A 19,680-nucleotide genomic window follows, 5' to 3' on the forward strand; every position below is an offset into this window, starting at 1 on the left:
GGTGCTGCGGGTACTAACGTGCCTCGAAGCGATCGCAAAAAAGGCATATGAGCCACTACCGGAACCGGTGAGGATGACGCAACACTACAAGGTAGTCGAACGGCGAACCGCCCCAAAGGATAAATTGGTAATGGTACAAGAAGCGCAAGAGCTAGGGCTTTACGCTTACGCCAAACACTTTGGGGACTTGAAGTCGGGCATCACCTACAGTCGGTTGCTTACCCACTACGAACGGGGTGGACAGTTCCCTAAAGGTGAATATGATGCTTTCCTTGCCAAGCATCCAGAAATCGAAACGTACTGGACTGATTTAGAAGCCCTTAAAGCCCGATGCTTCACCATTAACGGCAAACCGTACCTCCTCATTACCGAGGGGTGCATAAAGGCAATAAAAGGCTGTATGTGGGATATCCCTACGGTAGCGGTAATGGGAGTTGACATAGCCCTAACACCAGCGGCAAAGGGTACACCCGACTTGATACCAGGGCTGAAACGATTAGCTGAAGCGGGTCTTAACTTTATCATCGCTTACGATTCCGATCCACCTGAGAAGGTGGAAACCGTAAAAAATGTCCGCCGTGCCGAAAAAACCCTCACTAAACACCTGAAAGCCTATGGCTGCGAGGTACTATCGGTTACAGGCAATTGGAACCACGAGGACGGCAAGGGGATGGATGATTTCATCAATAATCAAGGGATTGAGGCCTTCAGGGCGGTGTTGATGAAAGCTAGCAATGTAGTTTAATCGCTTGACACAAGTGACACCAGCTCGACAACTCGGAGTAAAAAAACACCGACACCGCGCGAGATTGCAGCACAACTGGCCGAAGAATATCGCCCCCAGTGGAAATACCACGAAGAACAGCAAACATGGCGGGGATGGACTGGCAAGTGTTGGGAAAAGATAAAACCAGGGCCGTTTAAAAGCCTGATTGTCACTACGTTGGACGCAAAGGGCGTAAACTACAGCGGGATTGAGTACGTTAATAACGTCATTGAGATGCTCAAGTGTTACCTGCGAGAGGTTTACTGGCAAACATGGGATAAGTCCCGATACATCAATTTCGAGAATTGCGTACTCGACGGCGATACCCTTGGAACCTTGCCACACTCACCCGGCATGGGGTTTACTTCCTATTTACCCTTTCCCTACCAGCCACTAACAGGCGATCTAAGTGACCCCTTGGAAGCACTACGGGTGAACTGCCCTAGTATCCACAAATTTTTCCGGACGGCGATGCAGGGTGACGCCAAGAAAATATTCAAGCTACTGGCAATCATCAATAGTTGTCTCCGGTTTAGCTTTCACGGATATCAGCAGTTTGTTCACTTTATCGGGGTTCCTGGTTCCGGCAAGGGTACTTGCGCTCGGTTAATAGAGAAGGTAGTAGGGAAGGATAATACCCAACCTTGCAGTCTTGACAGCCTAAAAGACGGCTCAACTATTGCCAGCATTATTGACAAGCAATTAGTAGTTTTTGGCGATGAACGTAAACCCGTGGGAGTTGATAGCATTCTCCGGCTAACTGGTGGGGATAGCGTCAACTACCGGGAAGTGTACCAGCCAGTGGCAAGCGCACACTTTTATGGACTACTCCTTATCTGTAGCAATGACCCTATCTTCATGGGAAATACCACCGGGCTAGAGCGGCGCTTGTGTCTGGTTAATTTTGAAAACGCCATTCCCAAACACTTGCGGAATTCAGAGATGGAAGCCAGCTTCGATCCGGAAATAGGGGCGCTAATCGCGATCGCACTTTCACTCCCCAGTAGTGAGGTAAAGCAGGCAATTCAGGGTATCGGTGATGCTGAGATTGCAGATTTCAAGGCTGCTGAATGGGATATGAAAGTACGGATGGATAGCTTGGCCGCGTTCTTCGAGATGGAGCTAATTGTTGAGGACGGCGCACAAACCCGTGCGGGCGATCTGTTTGACAGTTATAAAGATTTTTGTGAGGAAATTAAAAAACCTGCGATGAGCCTGACAACTTTTTCGCCGGGTCTAGAGAAACTTTGCACTGAACTGCACCTGCCAGTCGTTCGCGATCGGAGCGGTCGTCACGTTACTTTTGTCGGTTTAAGGTTGAGGGGTAAAAATGATTATCACCCTACTTACTCCCAACAACTAGCACCGCTTTGCAGGACTTCTGACAGCACTAGCAGCACTTCTGCAGGACTTGTTGCAGGACTTCCGCCCATACAGGATATAGATTTGCAGGACTTGCAGGACTTACCTCCAAACATTTTGGGAAATTGTGAAAACACCGAGAAAAAGCAAGGTGAACCGGAAAGTCAAAACCAGGACAACCAGGAAAAAGTAGAAGTAAAGAAAGTTACCCCTTTAAGTCCTGCAAGTCCTGCAAACCCTATACAAGACAAGGATTTAAGTCCTGCATCAAGTCCTGCATCAAGTCCTGCAAACCCCCCCCAAAGTCCTGCAACCGCACAAAGTAAATTTCGTGGCGAAAAACTAGCAGACCAGATGCGAGAGGCAATAGCTAAAGGCAGCCGGGAAGATGCAAAAGAAGTTATGGAGCGTGTCGCTGCGTCGGGGCTGCAAGTAAGGGGCTTTTTTGCTAAAGCTTTTACTAAGGAGGAAAGTCTCAATATCCGTCTCTTAAGGGATTTTGACCTGACTAAAGGCACATCGGTTCAATATGTCGGGGCTAAGTTTGCGGAACAGTATAAAGGGGTCGTGCTAACAGTTGAGGGAGCTAACGCCCAGAACGAACTTTGTTGCTCCCTCCCGGATAGTGGCGGATACACAACTTGGTTGAAGCCGGAGGACTTACGCAAGCTCTAGTACAGCTCGGCGTAAGTACACAGACTATATTTGTGGTAGAAGAACATAGTTAGCTGAGACCCGTTTAGGTGGGTGATCGAGGAGTCAGAGATGGCCTTATTAATGCCTAAAATATTAAATTTAAGCGATGGCGAGCGTCATCAACTTCAGAAGTTGATCGACAAACACAAAACGCCCCAACAGCTAGTGCTACGAGCCAAAATAATTCTCATGGCATCAGATGGTCAAAACCATCGTGAAATAGCCCGAAGCCTAGAGATTAACCGACAGATGGCTCGCTTATGGCGAAACCGATGGTTGGAAAGCGAGGGAAAAGACTTATCGATTTTGCAAAGATTGCAAGATCAAGAGCGTGTTGGCGCACCAGTAAAATTTACCATGGAACAAGTAACTGAGTTATTTGCACTTGCCTGTTCCTCACCGTCCGATTATGGACGACCAATAAGTCACTGGACAGCTAGAGAACTGGCGGAGGAAATCATGTTTCAAGGCATTATTGAAAGTATATCATTCCGCCATGTTGGCAGATTATTAGAAGAAGCAGAAATTAAACCACACGCCTCGCGCTACTGGTTAACCCCCCCCCTGTGGATGAAGAATTTGATGCAAAAGTTAAAGATATTACAGGCTTATATCTGACTGCGATTGAACGCAGTCAAAATGGAGAACACACTATATCGGTTGATGAGATGACAGGAATTCAAGCCATTGAGCGTCTCGAAAAAGACTTACCAATGCGACCAGCAAAAGTTGCAAGAAGAGAGTTTGAATATATTCGTCATGGCACGCAGACCTTGATAGCGAATTTCAATATTGCGAATGGTAAGATTATCGAGCCAACTTGCGGAGATTCGAGAAAAGAATCCGATTTTGTACTGAATATTCGTCACATCATTGAAACTGACCCCGATGCCCAAAAATGGCATCTGATTATGGATTGTCTGAATACTCACCAATCTGAATCATTGGTGCGTTTGGTCGCCGAAAAAGAAGGCTTAGATATCGACCTCGGTATTAAGGGAAAAAGCGGCATACTTCAATCCATGAAATCTCGTGCTGTTTTTTTAAGTGACCCAACACATCAAATTGTTTTCCACTACACGCCAAAACATTCTTCGTGGCTTAATCAAATAGAGATTTGGTTCAGCATTTTAGTGCGGAAATTACTCAAGCATAGCAAGTTTCATTAGTCAGTACGATCTGAAAAATCGCATCCTCAATTTTATTAACTACTTTAATCAAACAATGGCAAAGCCTTTTAAGTGGACATATAAGGGTAAAGTCTTGGCGGTATAATAGTCTGTGTATTTACGCCGAGCTGTACTAGTAGTTTTTGGTTTTGGCTCCCTAAAGTCTAACTTTCTCCCTCTAGTCACTTGTGTCACGTGACTAAATACTTGACAGAACTAAAGCATTCGTGTCAACCTGTTAATAGTAAATCACCTGACACAAGTGAAATGACTAAAAACATTAATGACGCTAGCCTAGCCAACCTCAAGCACTATGAGGGTAAATGGGAACACGGGAAAACCCGCACTATCCGAGTACCGATCGCCCTAGCAGATCGGGTGCTGACTATAGCTCGACAGCTAGATAATGGAGAATCATTTTACACAAGTGATTTACCTGATGCTGCTGTCTTACTCAACCAATTGAAAGCTAAGCGCAAAAAGTCTAAATGCGACCTAGCGGACGTAGAAGCGATTTTGGATATGCTGGGTGACTTCTAGCATGAAGACTGCCTTAACCAAGCGAACGACTGGCACGGGGAGTGCGATCGCATCACTCACGCTATGTGTATGTTGTGATTGTAGGTTTTTGGGTTCTGACCGGGACGGGATAGCATTCTAAAGCAGTAGCCGCCAACTGTAGGCGGCTACTTTAGGAAATACACACAAAAGCACTACCTCACCCGTGTATCCTAAGCCGATCGCAAATATCGCTAAGGGGTAGGCTAGAAGATTGATAGAAGAGCTTGCTTGTAAGTGACTATCGGATAAGGGACACTGGGACAGGTGAACAGCCAAAAATGAGGCCCAAAAAGCCCCTAAAATGGCTGTTTTGCAAGAGTGTTGATAGAAATCAGGTACTTAAAGGCTGAAAGTATGGAAAAAACGTTATTAACCTTAGTCTGGATGGATTACCGGTTGTCTGTGTTATTAACAATTTCGATCCCGCTGGTAGTGCTGATTTGGGCTGTTGTGGCAAAAGCTGAGCCGATCGTCCGTTTGTCAATTATTTATTGGCGGGTGGCGAGTTTGCTGGCAATTACACTTTACCTGATGATGGCTGCGCTGCCTGTGAGCTTTGTGTCGTCGGTGATTGCCAGGGCCTTAATTCCTGCTAGTCTGTGGTTTTGGGAGGATTTAAACGAAGAAATTGCCGATCGACCGCAGTCGCCCCTGAAACTGGCTTTTACAGCTTGGCGGTGGGCGATTACTGTTTACAGCGGTTTGGGCGCTCTAGCTCAACTTTTCTTCTTAAGCTGTGCCTTTAAATCTCAAATTCAGATAATTGATGAACCTTTTTGCCGCGTTTGGTTAGATCCACCTTGGCTGTACAAACAAATGTTTCACCCTACGGCAAACCCTCAATTTTTGGGATTGTTGGGTATGATCGGTTTAGCAATTTATGTACTTTACTTGTCATATTTTGTGCTAATTAGACTAGGAAAACAGGGGAGGTCAGCTACCGGAAATTAAGTTTATTTGAAGTTAGTATTTCCCTCCTAAATTGCAGCTAAAGTATTTCACAAAAAGCTCATAAATCCCAAATAAAAACAGCCGGGGCGCATCTAGGACAATCAAACTACAGCATATTCCAGGTTTGTGAAGTACACCTCAGAAACCGGGTTTCTTTACAGTTCTAGCCTTTAAACTGATTCTGTTCAAGAAACCCGGTTTCTCTGTACTACACATATATGGAATATGCTGTAACAGCAGGTTGGCTGACGTGACCAGCCCAAAAACGGATACAAGCCGTGGACTCCAGTCGTGGATATCTAAAAATTTTAGACGAAGGTTCCAGCTTCCAGATTCATCTGTGGAGTAAATCTAAAGTCTAAAATTTAAAATCTAAAATCGACTGACAGCAATGTTATTGGGAAAGACTGTGATGGATAGCAAACAAGCCTACTTACAGTGCTTAGAAAGGCTGATTTGGGCGATCGATCGCCTGGAAGCAAAAGTCGAACCAAGTGAACTCGCTCGGATTGCCGAACTGATTGTTCAGCCGATGATGGGGCCCTGGCGGTTTTTTCACACTCCCGAACATATTTTTGATGTGGGGGGAGATGAAGACGCGATCGAGGTTTTGGCAGCTTTATTTCACGATACCGTCTACGTGCAAGTCGATCGCAGCATTAACTTTAACGTCAGCTACTACATCACTCCTGTTGCAAAAGAGGTTAACAAACAACTACAAATTCGAGATCGATCTGAACTGCCGGCGGATGCTATTTTCGAGATGGTAATGCTGGTATTCAATTTTGTACCGGGCGAAGTCCTCAATCCTTTCTCCGGACAAAACGAATTTCTCAGCGCTGTGGTAGCAGCAAAAGCTCTAGAACCCTTTCTCAAACGCGAGCAATTGCTTCAAATTGCAGGCTGCATTGAAGCAACAATTCCTTTTCGCGTCGCCGATTCTGGAGTAACGGTAAGCCAGCGCCTTTATGAGCGATTGCAAGCCATAAATAGCCTGTTTAACCTTAGTTTGACTGACGATGAAATGCGGGAAACGGTCAAAAAAGCTGTGCGAATCTCTAACCGGGATGTGATGAGTTTTGCTCACCATAGTTCAGCCCATTTTTTGGCAAATACCTGGAATTTACTGCCGGAAACCAATCACAATCTCATCTCCTGCGGTTTTTACACGGTTCGCGACTACCGAGTTGCTTTGGTGAAGATGGAAGGTTTTCTCAATTATCTCAAGCCAGAGATGATTTTCCGGCAGTTTGAAGGATATCCAGACGATCGCACCTATCAGCGCTGGGAAACTACTGCTAAGTACAATCTCGAAATTGCGAAGCTTTATTTGGGGTGCAAACTGGCTGCCCTAGCCCTGCTAGAAGCTCTTTCTTCGGATGTGGGGATTGAGGTTTCTCTGGCGATGATGACGGGAGGAATTCCGGATCGAGCTCCTAACTGCGTGCGCCTGGAAAGCTTTTTTCCCGAAATAGAGAAACCTTATAAACCTAAAATTAGTTTAGAAGCGGAAGTATTGAATTTATTAGAAAATGGGCGGGCTAAAAGCACTTCTAATACGGATTTGGAGAGTTCGCCCCTGACAACGTTTGTGGTAAAAATTGTTGGCTTTGACGAAATGCGCTATCAGTGCGATCGAGCTAAGGAATTTTTTCGAGAAAATCTCAACGCCGACGACTTTATTTCCGACTTTAACCCGATAGTTACAGAAATTGTCATAGATTCAATTCTCAAGTTGTTTGACAGCCGGAAATCTACTATCTACCGATACTACGATATCACTTCTAAGTTAAAGTCGCAACCCCAGAGCAATTTTCCCGATCGCCCTTTTCGCTCACATGGTTAACGAGCTTTAAATACAGTATTTTTGCCTCCTCTAGATAAAAAACTATTACTCACCTTATACAAGAGTGCAGCGATTACACCGTGACAGGATTGATTGCCTAGCCAACCTACGTCAATCTGGCTATCCATCCCGACACCAACAGCCCTACAGATATGGTGTGGGGCTTCCGGCCAAGATGCTAAAAGTTGATAAAAAATGGAAATTCGCTGGGAGCATCTCATATTTGTAAAAATACTTCTTCTGGCTCCTTCCTTCTTCTGGCTCCTTCCTTCTTCTTCTTTCCTTCTGCCTCCTGCCTCCTGCCTCCTGCCTCAAAGCTCCAATTTCTAGCGGAGGGCTGCAAAGGTGAGATGCTCCCAATTCGCTGCTGTTTGCCTTTGACAATTACTCTGTACAAAACGGATTTGATAGCTGGCTGTCACTCATCTGAGCTACCCCAGATAAGCGTCACTATAAAAAGCGACTGTTAAAGCACTTCCCCCCACAGCTACAACTGGGGAATAGCAAGTTCAAACGACTTGCCAACCACTAATCCCCAATCAAACCATGCAAACCACAAATTCAATTTACGCTCAATTGCCTCTTTGCTCTTCACTGCCCACACTGAAACGAAATAATAGCACCACTGCCAATCAAAACGTGCGCTATCTCCAACAATCCTTAGTTAAAAAGGGATATTCCGTCGCAACTGATGGATTCTTCGGCCCAAAAACCGAACAAGCAGTCATCAAATTTCAAAAGGAAAATAAGATTGCTGTTGATGGCATTGTCGGCCCTCAAACTTGGAGTCTATTAGGCGCTTGTTATACAGATGAACCCGGATGTTAAATCCAAGTTAACTAATCCTAGGCGCACGGCTAGCAAGAAACTGGGTTTTTTCACAACAATACTTCGTTTCAGCCCCCAGAAACGCTAAAAAAACTGGTGGTTGAGCGAAGCCAAAACCCCGTTTCTGCCCGTCAAAAGTGCATCCAGGACTATTAACATCATTTCCGCACTTCTCTGCTTTCAAACAACTTGCAAACAACCAATGGAGACTCAAACTATGCAAACCACAAACGCAATTCACATGGAATTACCTTCCTGCCGTTATTTTCCCCTACTCAAACGCAACGATGGCGTCACCCAAAATGAGGACGTTCGCTACCTCCAGCGGCTCTTGAACGCCAGCGGATTTTCCGTAACTACTGATGGAGGATTCGGCCCGAAAACCCAACAAGCAGTAATCAATTTTCAAAAGCAACAACAACTCGTTGCTGATGGCATTGTCGGCCCTAAAACTTGGAATAAATTAGGCGTTTGTACAACTATATTTTAAAGTTTGTACAACCATATTTTAAAAATAGTAGGGCGTGCATTGTGCGCCCTATTTCTCCGTCGAAGTTTCCACCCCACACCACCCATCCGGGGCGCCGTACATTCGATACTTGCGAGAGCGTTGGAAATACAGCATTGCTACCCGATCGTCCGGATTGATTTGTAAAATATTCTGAAATACTTTTTGGGCGGCCACAAATTTTTGCTCGTAGTAAAAATTGAGAGCTTCTTGAAAAACCTCCGCAGTTTGCTGCTTGAGTACAATGCTCTGCTCTGTTTCTGTATCGTAAATTTCAAACACTGACACAGCATTTGTCTTTCCTTTCACCGTTACTCGATCGACAAATCGGTACTTATATTTTTCAGGATCGTCTAGGCGATCGATAATTGCACCGCTAACTAGAATGCCCGCGCCGTAAACCTTAGTCAATCCTTCCAAACGAGACGCGAGATTCACCGCATCAGCAATCACCGTACTTTCCATCCGTTCTCGCTCGCCAATTGTACCCAACATCAAATTGCCCGCGTGCAAACCGACGCCGATCGCGATCTGAAACAAGCCATTTTTTTGTCGCTGCTGGTTATAGATATTTACTTCTTTCTGCATATCAATTGCTGCTCGCACACCATCTTCAGGAGATGTAGGAAACAGTGCCATGACCGCATCTCCAATGTATTTGTCAATAAACCCGTTATTTTTCCTGATTGCAGGGCTAACCCTTCCCAAATAAGTATTAATAAATGCAAAATTTTCATCCGGTGTCATCTTTTCCGAAAGCGCCGTAAACGAGCGAATATCAGCAAACAGCACTGTCATATCTCTTTCCTGATGTTCCCCTAATTTTACTTCAATAATACTCGGCTTTTCCAGCAAGTTTAGAAAATCGTGCGGCACAAACCTACCGTAGGCTGCATTCAGTTTTGCTAGGCGAATTTGCGTGTTAATTCTCGCCAACAATTCCTTTTTGATAAAAGGTTTAGTTACATAATCATTTGCTTCTAAGTTAAAAGCTTCTACCAAGTCGGTAGTTAGATTTTTTGCCGTCAGCATCAGAATCGGCATTTCTAAAGGCGAGTATTTTTTGCGAACTTCTCGACACACTTCATAACCGGTCATCTGCGGCATCATTACATCGAGTAAAATTAAGTCGGGCTTAAATCCTGATTCAATCAGATTTAAAGCTTCTAAGCCGTTGCTCGCTTGAGTAATCTCGTAGTTTTCTACAGAAAGACTGTTGATGATGACATGAATATTAATCGGCTCATCATCAACTACCAAAATTTTTAATTTTTCACTTTCTAGCAAGTCGCTATTGTCTGATAGAGGAGAATTTATTATAGAGGATTGGCGGGCTAGTTCAGGAGTGATTAAAATGCGATAACCCTCGATTAAATGCGGCTGTGTGCTGCTAAATTCCGGCTGACTCTCAGATACGGGCAAAGTAAAGGTGAATTGGGAACCGACACCTACAGTTGAAGATACCGAAATTTTACCTCCGTGCAATTCCACTAATTGCTTGGCAACCGTTAACCCTAAACCCGTGCCACCATATTCTCTACCAGTGGAACCGTCAGCTTGTTCAAAGGATTCAAAAATTCGCTCTAATTTATCTTCGGGGATGCCAATACCCGTGTCAGATACACTAATGGCTAATTGTGAGTTAGACGGTGATTGTGCGTTGCCCGTTACCAATTCTGCTGAAATTTCAACTCTGCCGCTTTCGGTAAATTTAATCGCATTGCCGATTAAGTTATAAAGTATTTGCTGCAAGCGATTCTCGTCGGCTGCTATTGGCGGCAATTCCGGAGCTACTGAGTTAATCAACTGCAAGTGTTTTTTGCCTACTAATGGCTGAGACAAAGTGAGAATTACAGAGACTATTTCTCGAATACCGACGGACTTAATTTGCAGTTCAATCGTTTTGTGTTTGAGCTGAGAAAAGTCCAGAAGATCGTTAATTAAAGAAGACAATCTTTTGCCAGAGGATGAAATCAAAGCTAAGTTAAAATTTGTTGGTTCTGGTAGTTGTCCTGTAGCACCGTCTATTAAAGATTCTGCAATCCCAATAATGCCGTTGAGGGGAGTGCGGAGTTCGTGGGAAGTATTGGCTAAAAATTCGTCTTTTAGTTTGTCGAGTCGCTGCAATTCGGTATTTTTAGTTTCTAAGGCAGTAAAAGATGCTTGCAGTTGTGCTGCCATGCTGTTAAAAGCAGCGGCAAGTACGCCCAACTCGTCGGAGCGATCGAGCTTTACAGTTTGGTCAAATTGTCCTTCTGATAAAGCTATTGCTGCATTTTTTAATTTTATAAGAGGTTTGATAATCCAGCGAGAAGTGAGAATTCCTAACACAGTTGCCATGCCCAAAGCTGCCAGACATAGTAACACTGTAGTTCGGTTGCCCGCATTAATTTGTTCCATAAAGTCGGCTTCCGGAACGACGACGACAATCAGCAAATCTAAACCCTTGTCGTCTTGGAAGGGCAGGACTTTTAAAAATTTATGCTGACCGTTTATCTCAACATTTAGTTGCTGTGCTTTTGTAATCTTGTTCAAGTTTTGAAAGTGAGTTTCTAAATATTTTGCTGTAGTTTGCGTTACTGCATCGCTGCTTTCTGTAACTTTAAACAGTTCTTTTTGACCGTTTTGGGTGCGGAAAGGTTTTTCGGGTGTGGAAGTTGCCAGCAGCGTGCCGTTTCTTTCGATAATAAAAGTTTGACCAGATTTACCTATTTTGAGGCTGTTTAAAAATTGACCGATACTGTCGAGACGCAAAGCAGCAATTAATACTCCTTCTAGCTGTTTCTGGCTGTTGTAAACTGGTTGCAGCGCGCTGAGGAGCAAGGTGGGTTCTAGGAAGGATATATAAACTGAACTCCAAGTTGGTTTGGCTTCGAGAGCCGCATAGGTGTAGGAAGGGTGCTGTCGGATGTCGAAGTTTTTGACGGTGGCTGCTAATGTCGCGCGATCGCCCCTATCATTAGTATTGTAAGAATAAAAATCAAAACCTGTAGATGGGCCCGATGCGTTAATCAATAAAGTGCCGTTAGACATCTTTTCGCCAGTGCGATATTCTCCATCTGAATTAGCGATGGATGTAAAATTGATATAAGGATATAATTGCACTTGTCGCCACAGATACTTTTCCCAAGCTGACAAGTCTTTCATGTTCACAAAACCCAGTTTCACTGCATCCAGCTTGCTTTGATTGATTTGGTGCGGAGTTTGCAGATAAGTTCTCAAATTTTGCTCAATGCGATTGCTCACCTCGCCCATCAACTGATCCGCCAGGTCATTAACTGCTCTTTGACTATTTTTAAATGATAAATACCCCACAATTCCTACCGCTGCAAATACTTGCAAGACAAAGGGAACTATGAGTACAGTTTGCAGCGTTGCTTTTCTTGAAAGTTTTGCCACTAAGCGCTTGAGAGAAAGAGTGGACATAACATTAGTTTAGGTTGAACAACCAGTTAATACTTGGAGCCAAGGCTTACCGCTGGTAAGTATTATAAACCATTTTGTACTTAAACACAACTTACGCCCGGAAGACCTGGTATTGTTTCTACAATCCTCAATCTTATACCAAATTATTAAAAGTCAAAGAGAACCCTAGGGACACGGCATTTCCGTGTCCTACTCCCGGCGGCGGACAAGGCATTGCCCTGTCCCTACCGATGTTCACATACAATATATCTGTATCACTACTTTCCATAATAGAGGTTACTTGTACTACTTTTCATCCAAAGCTTCTATCCCCGACCATCCTCCAGGCACTCCATACATTCCCTTCTTTAGAGAGCGCTGGCAGTAAATTGCTGCCAACTTATCTTGAGGATTTATGGCGCAAATCTTACTGAATAATTTTTGCGCTTCAGTAAAATTTTGCTCGAAATAAAGCTCCAGACCTTTTTGGAACTCAGCAGCACTTGCCTGTTTTAGTTGAATGCTTTGTTCTGTTTCTGCATCATAAATTTCAAACACCGATACGGCAGATTTTTTCCCTTTTACTGTGACTCGCTCGACAAATCGGCACATATATTTTTCTCGATCGCCCAAACGCTCTAAAATGGAGTCACTAACTAGAATGCCCGCCCCGTAAACCTTAGTCAATCCTTCCAAACGAGACGCGAGATTCACCGCATAAGCAATCCTTGTACTTTCCATCCGTTCCTCCTCCCCAATCGTACCCAACATTAAACTACCCACGTGCAAACCGATGCCGCTAGTAATCGGTGGGTAATTGCTCCGTTGTCGCTCCTGGTTGTAAATAATAACTTGTTTTTGCATTTCCACCGCCGCGCGAACAGCATCATCTGCCGACTCAGGAAATAGTGCCATAATCGCATCGCCAATATATTTATCGATAAAACCTTGGTGAGCGCGAATTACAGGACTCACTCGGCGGAGGTAGCTGTTGATAAAACTAAAGTTTTCTTAGGGAGTCATCGCTTCTGAGATAGTCGTAAAAGAGCGAATTTCAGAAAATAAAACTGTCATTTCTTTCTGAATTTGATCGCCTAGTCGGACATCAACAATACTTTCGTGTCCCAAAAATCGCAGAAAGTCGTGGGGGACAAATTTACCGTAAGCTGCATTGATTTTTGCCAGACTGATGTGAGTTTGATTCTGGCTAGCAATTCATTTTTGACAAACGGTTTAGTTAAAAAATCATTAGCCCCTGCATTGAAACCTTGCACTAAGTCAGCTACTTGAATTTTGGCGGTTAGCATCACAATTTGCCCTTCGATACCCGTGAATTTATCCCGGATTTTCTCGCCAACTTCGTAACCAGTCATCCGTGGCCTCATGAGATATAGCAAAATTAGAGCCGGCTTGTAGCCTCTGTCTAGAATGGCTAAAGCTTCTCTACCGCTGCTAGCGTGGGCGAGCGCATATTTTTCGAGAAGTAAATTGTTAGCCAATACCTGAATATTCACTATAAATCTAATTTTTGTTTCCAGATAACATCTTCAATCCAAATGCGATAGGGAAGCAGTCCCAACCGAAATAAAATTTCAGCAATCCGCTGCTGTTCTTCAACTGCCCTGTCCTGAATTGGCAGCAAATCGTAGCGGCGGCTTTTTGTTAACATGATAGCTGTGGTTATTTTCATTCCCGTTCGAGCGCTGATAAATTTCGCTGCTGGCTCGGGATTCTTAGTTATCCAAGTAGCCATCTGTCGCGTTTCTCCCATCACTATTTTAACAATATTGGGAAAGTCGCTAGCAAAAGAGCGACTTGCCAAATAGAAGTTTCTATCATTCATCAGCCCGTTGCTGTTAGTCAAGAAATGAACAGGCATAGTTTCCTGTAACTGAGCTAGAATTAGATAGTCCGACAGGGAATTAATTCCACGGGGCTTATAGCTAAAGTCCTCGCTATGAGGACTAATGAGTTTAAAAATTCGGCGTTGCTGTTGCTAAATACAGGTAGGAATTTAGATTTCCCAATTGCTATAAGACAACTATGGTGAGTTTTTTAACATCAAGCAAAAAGTTGATTCCTACCGTGAATCAGCAACGTCAAAAATTCTTTTTCCCAGTCCTCATAGCGAGGACTTTCGCTATGAGACAGGGATTTCAATCCCTGCCGGATTGGCGGACTAACGGGTGGGCGGCGTGAATCAGCAACGTCAAAAATTCTTCTTCTCAGTCCTCTTTGAGAGGACTTTCGCTATGAGACAGGGATTTCAATCCCTGGCGGACTACCGGGTGGGCGGACTACCGGGTGGGCGGGCTGACAGCTTAAGTTGACACCAATAAGCCGAAGATCCCGGAACGGGCTCTCCGGCCCGTTCCACAACACATCCAATTTTTTGTGGGGAGTAGGGGTTGGGCCGGAGAGCCCGCCCATAAAAGGGTTTATCGCCCGCTAGCTAAAGCCTCCCGCAATTTGCGGCCCCGCGATTTATCCCGAAGTTCTGGAGTCGCCATCCGCAACACAAAATCCAGCAACCAAGGCGCAATTCGGTGACACCAAACTGCTAGATGACTTTGCCATCCTACCAAGATTTCCGGCGCATCTTTCTGCAATCCCGCGACAAGTGCTAGGGCCACTTTTTCGGGAGTTGTGGGCACTACCCACCGGAATTGTTCCAAGTCTCGCACCATGTCGGTATCTGTTAGAGATGGCAGCAAAGCTGTGACTCGAACATTGTACTGAGTTAACTCGCTACGTAAAGCTTGGGTGAATCCCAAAATGGCAAATTTGGTAGCAGAATAAGTCGCCATTGTGGGAGCGGCTATTTTGCCCATTAAGCTAGAAACATTGACGATTGTTCCCTCTTTTTGAGTCGCCATTCGCCGAGCTATCAAGCGGGTAATTGTGTAGGTTCCGAGCAAGTTTAAGGCGATTTCTTCCTCGATTAACGGCAGCGGGGAACGCAAGAAAGATGCTTGGTGGGCGACGCCTGCACAGTTGACTAGCAGGTGAATCGGGCCGCAATCTCGCCAAGCTTGGGCGATCGCAATATTCACCGCTACTGACTGAGTTAAATCCAAAGCTAACGGCACTACTTCCGTGCCAAAAACATCGATTTCCTCTGCCAGTTCAATTAATTGCTTGCGGTTGCGCGCCACAATCAACAAGCGTTTGACTCCTTGTCTCGCTAATGCCAGGGCGATCGATCGCCCAATTCCGCGCGAAGCTCCTGTAACAAGAGCTGTTTTTCCTTGAAGTTGCATAGATTAAACCTTTTGGTAGATGCTCACTGCGGCACGGAGTTATGAGTTGTGAGTTGTGAATTATTAGTTATGAGTTAATTTTTTTGGCGGTAACAACTCATAATTCATAATGGTTTAAAAGGCTATCTTGTTCCGATAAGCCTAATTTATTCGTGGGGTTAACTCAAAACTAAAAACTGTTGAATCGCTAACGTGCGCGTGAGTTGAACTAAACTTTGGGTTCGCCAGAAATCAGTCAATTATCTGGTCATTTAACCTCATTCAAGCAGACAAACCTGAGATGGGCCAACCTAGTCGAGAATCATGTCAAAGCGGGCTTTATTACCGCTTTTTCTTCAGTCTGCAGAGGCGGACTTTGCCTGTGTAGCCGCGAATTTATTCGCCGGGTATTGGTTTCCTTCAGTCTGCAGAGGCGGACTTTGCCTGTGTAGCTGCGAATAAACTGGCCGGGAATATTCGCCCGGATGGGTTATTCGCCAGGGCTTAATTACCCCTCTTTTTTTAGTCCGCAGAGGCAGACGATATCCTGTGCCGGCGCGACTTACAATCGCCGGGGATTCGTGCGAATTGGCACAGGATAATTGAGCAATGCAGATTATCAATTCCACACCTCCTAGATATGAGAATTTCCTATCTACACACACCTTAACAACTTGACAGAGAAGCGGCAACAATTTTTAATAAATCTTCCGCAACACTTCTTTACAATTTTCTCAGACTGCCGCTTTCCAAGTGCCGTGAAAGCCCAAAGGTATGACACCAGGCAATTCTAGCTTGCAAATAGGTTCGCGGGAAAGTCCGTCGCTGTCAAATATCCAGACTTCGCTGCTGTCAGAATTGCCGTCATAAATAACTGTTACTATCCAACCTTTCTCCGACGAAATATCTGGAACGTAGATGGGCTCGGCGGGATAGCGATTTTCGCCACAGTCGGCAATTGTGAGATTGCGGGTTTGCGTGTCCAAACGGGCGATCGCACCGAAACGTTCCGGTACAATATCAACGTCAGGCCGATACATTGCCAGATAAATATATCGTGCGTCTTGCCCTATTTCGGCAGCAGGTACGATCGGAAACTCACAAGGTTTATCCAACAATTCTTCTATTCCTGTCACTTTCGCCGTCAGAGGATTGAGATGCACTCGGCAAAGAGTACCCTCCGCATCGGTGCTAGTTTCACCAGTCGGTACTTCTTTCAGTCGCTGATTAGTTTGAAAGTCAGCGAAGCGCACAAAATCTACCGCCACCGAACCATCTTCCTTCACAAAACCATTAGCAAAATGCCACTGGAACCAAGGTTCTGTTTCGCCGCGACTAACTAAAGAGAGAGTTTCAGAGTCAAAAACTAATATCTGAGTACCTAACTCCGGTTTCCACTGAAAGGACTCGCTATAACTGCTAATTCCCGTTAACAATGGCAAAAAATTGACTTGCACCGGCGGGATGAAAAATATCAGATACTTTCCCGCAAAAACAAAATCGTGGAGCGCGTAAATTCCATCTAAAGCAACTGTTGATTGTTGCACGACTTGGCCAGTAAAATCGCTTTTATACAGATTCAACTTTGTAGTCGCACCGTTGGTAACTCCAAAGTTGAAAATATTGCCAGTAATCGGGTCGCGCTTGCAGTGAGCAGAATAAACAAATTTACTATCTAAACTGCCTAAATCGTCCGTTCCCTGAGTTTCCAGGGTTTGCAAATCGAGGCGGTGAGGCGGGCCACCTTCCCACAATGCCAAAAGGCGATCGGGCAAAGCTAAAACAGAAGTATTGGCAGCATTTTTAACAGTTTTAGTCCACCGCAACCACACAGGGCCCGGTGCTGTCATGCCATAATTACTGTAGAGAAATTTATCAGCTTTTTCTTCAGCTAGATATCCCGCTGTTTTCACGTAGCGATAAACAGCCGTAGCACCGACATCGGTAAAATGTACTGCCAAAATTGCACCGTCGCCGTCAAACCAATGTCCGGCAGCAACACCGCCACGTTCCAAACGTCCGGGCCCGTTGCGGTAAAGACTGCCGCGCAATCCTTCGGGAATTTTACCGCTTTTAACCGATAGCTGAGTCAGCGGAAACTCTGCAGCCGGACGAGCTAAAGATTTAGCCCAAGATTTTTTAGCGGAGATTTTAGTGTCTGTTTTCATTTGAAACTGGCAATTTTAAACTGATATGACAGAAATTTTCCTATACAATTATAGCAAAAATTACCTAACACCTATGACTCTCCGCCGCCGTGCTCTGCTCAGAACTTTTGGGCTGACTGCTATTGGTACTCAGCTTTTGCCGCTCGCCCAAACTAGCCTATCTCCCCAAAGTGCGATCGCTAATCCGCGCCGCCTGCAAGTCGGCGATACTGTAGCCTTAATCAATCCTGCCGCTTTCAACTACGAAAAAGAAGTGCAGCCATTTTTTAAAGTTCTCGATAACCTGGGTTTAAAAGTTAAATTGGGAGAGCATTTTTACGATCGCTACGGGTATTTAGCAGGCAAGGATGCCGATCGCGCCGCCGATGTCAACGCAGCCTTTGCCGATGACTCAGTGCGAGCTATTTTTACCGGGATGGGCGGCTGGGGCTGCGGTCGGATATTGCCGCTCCTAGATTACAATATTATCCGCAATAACCCCAAAATTATTATGGGATTCAGCGATATTACTGCGCTGTTATTGGCGATTTATGCTAAAACTAATATAGTTACTTTTCACGGCCCTTTAGGTGTGTCAACTTGGAGTCCATTCACAGTAAATTACGTCAAAAAAGTTTTGTTTGACGGAGGTTCTGTGATGATGCAAAACTCCCACACCGTGCAAGTTCAAACAATCGGGCGCGGAACAGCTAGGGGAAAACTAATCGGTGGAAATTTATCAGTAATAGCAGCAATGGTGGGTTCTGCATATTTACCGCAGTGGGAAAACAGTATTTTGTTTGTCGAGGAAGTTGGCGAAGAAGTTTATCGCATCGATAGAATGTTGACGCAGCTCAAATTAGCGGGCATTCTTGATAAAATATCAGGTTTTATTTTCGGACAGTGTACCAAGTGCGAAGCTGAAAAACCCCAAGAGTCCCTAACCTTACCTCAAGTCTTGTCCGACCACATTCGCCCTTTGAAGATTCCCGCGTGGTACGGTTCAATGGTGGGACACATCCGGGAACAGTTCACTTTGCCGATCGGTCAAGAAGTCGAAATCGACGCTGACTCTGGTACAATTAAATTGTTAGAATCCGCTGTCAATTAAATCTTGAACTGTTCTGGATATTCGCTCGGCTCTTCCTCTGGTTCTGCATTACCGGGCTCTGACCATTAATGACAACTTAAGACTAAAAACCGTTGTATCTCTCGTTCACAGCCGAGTCTAGATCCCCCTAAATCCCCCTTAAGAAGGGGGACTTTGATCCATTTCCGGTTCCCCCCTTGTTAAGGGGGGTTAGGGGGGATCTGGGCCTAATCATCAACCAGCAGACCGGTATTACGTTTAACGTTAAATCGTCACCAACGGGCCGATGCCGATCATGAAAAAATTAAATATACAATTAGGACGATCGTGAAAAACCGACAATTCATTAAACCGCTAGCAGCAATTATCTTAGCAATAATTTGCCTGTTGCCGCTCAATGCCTGTGCGGCAGCAAGTAAAACCGCCAACAGCGACTCCATTTATCAGCAGCGAACAGTCCACAATCCCGACGGCATCGGCAAATTTTACATGGGTCGAGAAATTGCCCAAGTCATGGGATATCAAGGCGCTAGTTGGCTAGAAAGACCGTCTCGCGGCATGGAAGAAAAATCAGCTCGATTAGTCAATAATCTCGATTTAAAACCCACCGATATTGTCGCCGACATTGGAGCAGGAACAGGATATTTTAGCTTTCGCATCGCTCCCTTAGTTCCAGAAGGAAAGGTTTTAGCAGTTGACGTGCAGCAGGAAATGATGAATTTTCTAGAATTGAATAAACAAGAAAAAAATATCGCTAACGTTGAGCCAGTTTTGGGAAGTATCGACAATCCGAATTTACCGGAAAACAGCGTAGATTTAGTTTTGATGGTCGATGCTTATCACGAATTTGCATATCCCAGAGAAATGATGCAAGGAATTGTGAAAGCACTCAAACCGGGAGGCCGCACGGTATCGATCGAGTATCGGGGCGAAAACCCGCTGATTCCCATTAAAGGTTTGCACAAAATGACGCAGAAGCAGGTGAAAAAAGAAATGGCCGCCGTCGGTTTAGTATGGAAAGAGACAAAAGATATCTTGCCCCAGCAGCATTTGATGGTGTTTGAGAAAAAATCTCAAATTTAGCAGCCAAATAGAGCGATTGTTTACCATTT

The 19,680-nt window shown here is 44.8% G+C and carries 18 protein-coding genes; 11 read left to right on the forward strand and 7 right to left on the reverse strand.

Annotated features, from left to right (window positions below; translation table 11 throughout):
- The 7 genes from QUB12_RS18130 to QUB12_RS18160 all read left to right on the forward strand — a co-directional run.
- Positions 1-745 (forward strand): DUF3854 domain-containing protein (locus tag QUB12_RS18130; protein WP_333307872.1); only part of this gene is annotated, 745 nt, incomplete at its 5' end.
- A 75-nt stretch (positions 746-820) separates the two neighbouring features.
- On the forward strand, positions 821-2,803 hold the full coding sequence (locus tag QUB12_RS18135; RefSeq protein ID WP_333307908.1) for a DUF5906 domain-containing protein: 1,983 nt from the start codon (positions 821-823) through the stop codon (positions 2,801-2,803).
- 90 nt (positions 2,804-2,893) lie between these two features.
- The gene (locus tag QUB12_RS18140) at positions 2,894-3,442 is read left to right on the forward strand and encodes a helix-turn-helix domain-containing protein (RefSeq protein WP_333307873.1); all 549 of its coding nucleotides are present in this window, start codon (positions 2,894-2,896) and stop codon (positions 3,440-3,442) included.
- The gene (locus QUB12_RS18145) at positions 3,391-3,993 is read left to right on the forward strand and encodes a transposase (RefSeq protein WP_333307875.1); all 603 of its coding nucleotides are present in this window, start codon (positions 3,391-3,393) and stop codon (positions 3,991-3,993) included. Before QUB12_RS18140 ends, QUB12_RS18145 begins: the two co-directional genes overlap by 52 nt.
- Positions 3,994-4,260: 267 nt before the next feature.
- A complete protein-coding gene (locus tag QUB12_RS18150) occupies positions 4,261-4,533 on the forward strand; it encodes a hypothetical protein (RefSeq protein WP_333146652.1) in 273 nt (90 codons plus the stop codon).
- Positions 4,534-4,908: 375 nt separating this feature from the next.
- Positions 4,909-5,505, forward strand: a complete 597-nt coding sequence (locus QUB12_RS18155) for a DUF3177 family protein (RefSeq protein ID WP_333146654.1) — start codon at positions 4,909-4,911, stop codon at positions 5,503-5,505.
- A gap of 391 nt (positions 5,506-5,896) precedes the next feature.
- Positions 5,897-7,351, forward strand: a complete 1,455-nt coding sequence (locus QUB12_RS18160) for a hypothetical protein (RefSeq protein ID WP_333146656.1) — start codon at positions 5,897-5,899, stop codon at positions 7,349-7,351.
- 217 nt (positions 7,352-7,568) lie between these two features.
- On the opposite strand, the gene QUB12_RS18165 is transcribed toward QUB12_RS18160, so the two are convergent.
- The gene (locus QUB12_RS18165) at positions 7,569-7,748 is read right to left on the reverse strand and encodes a hypothetical protein (protein ID WP_333146658.1); all 180 of its coding nucleotides are present in this window, start codon (positions 7,746-7,748) and stop codon (positions 7,569-7,571) included.
- Positions 7,749-7,897: 149 nt separating this feature from the next.
- Here QUB12_RS18165 and QUB12_RS18170 point away from each other — a divergent pair, with 149 nt between their 5' ends.
- Positions 7,898-8,179 carry a peptidoglycan-binding domain-containing protein gene (locus QUB12_RS18170; RefSeq protein ID WP_333146660.1) on the forward strand — a complete coding sequence of 94 codons (282 nt, stop codon included), beginning with the start codon at positions 7,898-7,900 and terminating at the stop codon, positions 8,177-8,179.
- A gap of 217 nt (positions 8,180-8,396) precedes the next feature.
- Complete coding sequence (locus QUB12_RS18175; RefSeq protein WP_333106594.1) at positions 8,397-8,669, forward strand: peptidoglycan-binding domain-containing protein; 273 nt, start codon at positions 8,397-8,399, stop codon at positions 8,667-8,669.
- A gap of 48 nt (positions 8,670-8,717) precedes the next feature.
- On the opposite strand, the gene QUB12_RS18180 is transcribed toward QUB12_RS18175, so the two are convergent.
- From QUB12_RS18180 to QUB12_RS18205, 6 genes are all read right to left on the reverse strand, one after another.
- Positions 8,718-12,113 (reverse strand): ATP-binding protein, encoded by a 3,396-nt coding sequence (locus tag QUB12_RS18180; RefSeq protein WP_333146662.1) that lies wholly within the window; start codon positions 12,111-12,113, stop codon positions 8,718-8,720.
- A gap of 285 nt (positions 12,114-12,398) precedes the next feature.
- Complete coding sequence (locus QUB12_RS18185) at positions 12,399-13,067, reverse strand: adenylate/guanylate cyclase domain-containing protein (protein WP_333146665.1); 669 nt, start codon at positions 13,065-13,067, stop codon at positions 12,399-12,401.
- 119 nt (positions 13,068-13,186) lie between these two features.
- Complete coding sequence (locus tag QUB12_RS18190) at positions 13,187-13,606, reverse strand: response regulator (RefSeq protein ID WP_333307878.1); 420 nt, start codon at positions 13,604-13,606, stop codon at positions 13,187-13,189.
- Complete coding sequence (locus QUB12_RS18195; protein WP_333307880.1) at positions 13,606-13,971, reverse strand: hypothetical protein; 366 nt, start codon at positions 13,969-13,971, stop codon at positions 13,606-13,608. Before QUB12_RS18195 ends, QUB12_RS18190 begins: the two co-directional genes overlap by 1 nt.
- Before the next feature lie 559 nt (positions 13,972-14,530).
- Positions 14,531-15,352, reverse strand: coding sequence for an SDR family NAD(P)-dependent oxidoreductase (locus QUB12_RS18200; protein WP_333146671.1), 822 nt, complete (start codon positions 15,350-15,352; stop codon positions 14,531-14,533).
- Positions 15,353-16,065: 713 nt separating this feature from the next.
- On the reverse strand, positions 16,066-17,499 hold the full coding sequence (locus tag QUB12_RS18205; RefSeq protein WP_333307882.1) for a carotenoid oxygenase family protein: 1,434 nt from the start codon (positions 17,497-17,499) through the stop codon (positions 16,066-16,068).
- 73 nt (positions 17,500-17,572) lie between these two features.
- Between QUB12_RS18205 and QUB12_RS18210 the strand changes: the two genes are divergently transcribed.
- Together QUB12_RS18210 and QUB12_RS18215 are read left to right on the forward strand one after the other, a co-directional pair.
- Positions 17,573-18,589, forward strand: a complete 1,017-nt coding sequence (locus QUB12_RS18210) for an LD-carboxypeptidase (protein WP_333307910.1) — start codon at positions 17,573-17,575, stop codon at positions 18,587-18,589.
- A gap of 303 nt (positions 18,590-18,892) precedes the next feature.
- Positions 18,893-19,651: a class I SAM-dependent methyltransferase gene (locus QUB12_RS18215; protein ID WP_333307912.1), complete on the forward strand. Its 759-nt coding sequence runs from the start codon at positions 18,893-18,895 to the stop codon at positions 19,649-19,651.
- Positions 19,652-19,680 lie beyond the last annotated feature (29 nt).

This window comes from Microcoleus sp. B7-D4 (assembly GCF_036705125.1).
In the GTDB taxonomy this organism is placed as follows: Bacteria; Cyanobacteriota; Cyanobacteriia; order Cyanobacteriales; family Microcoleaceae; genus Microcoleus.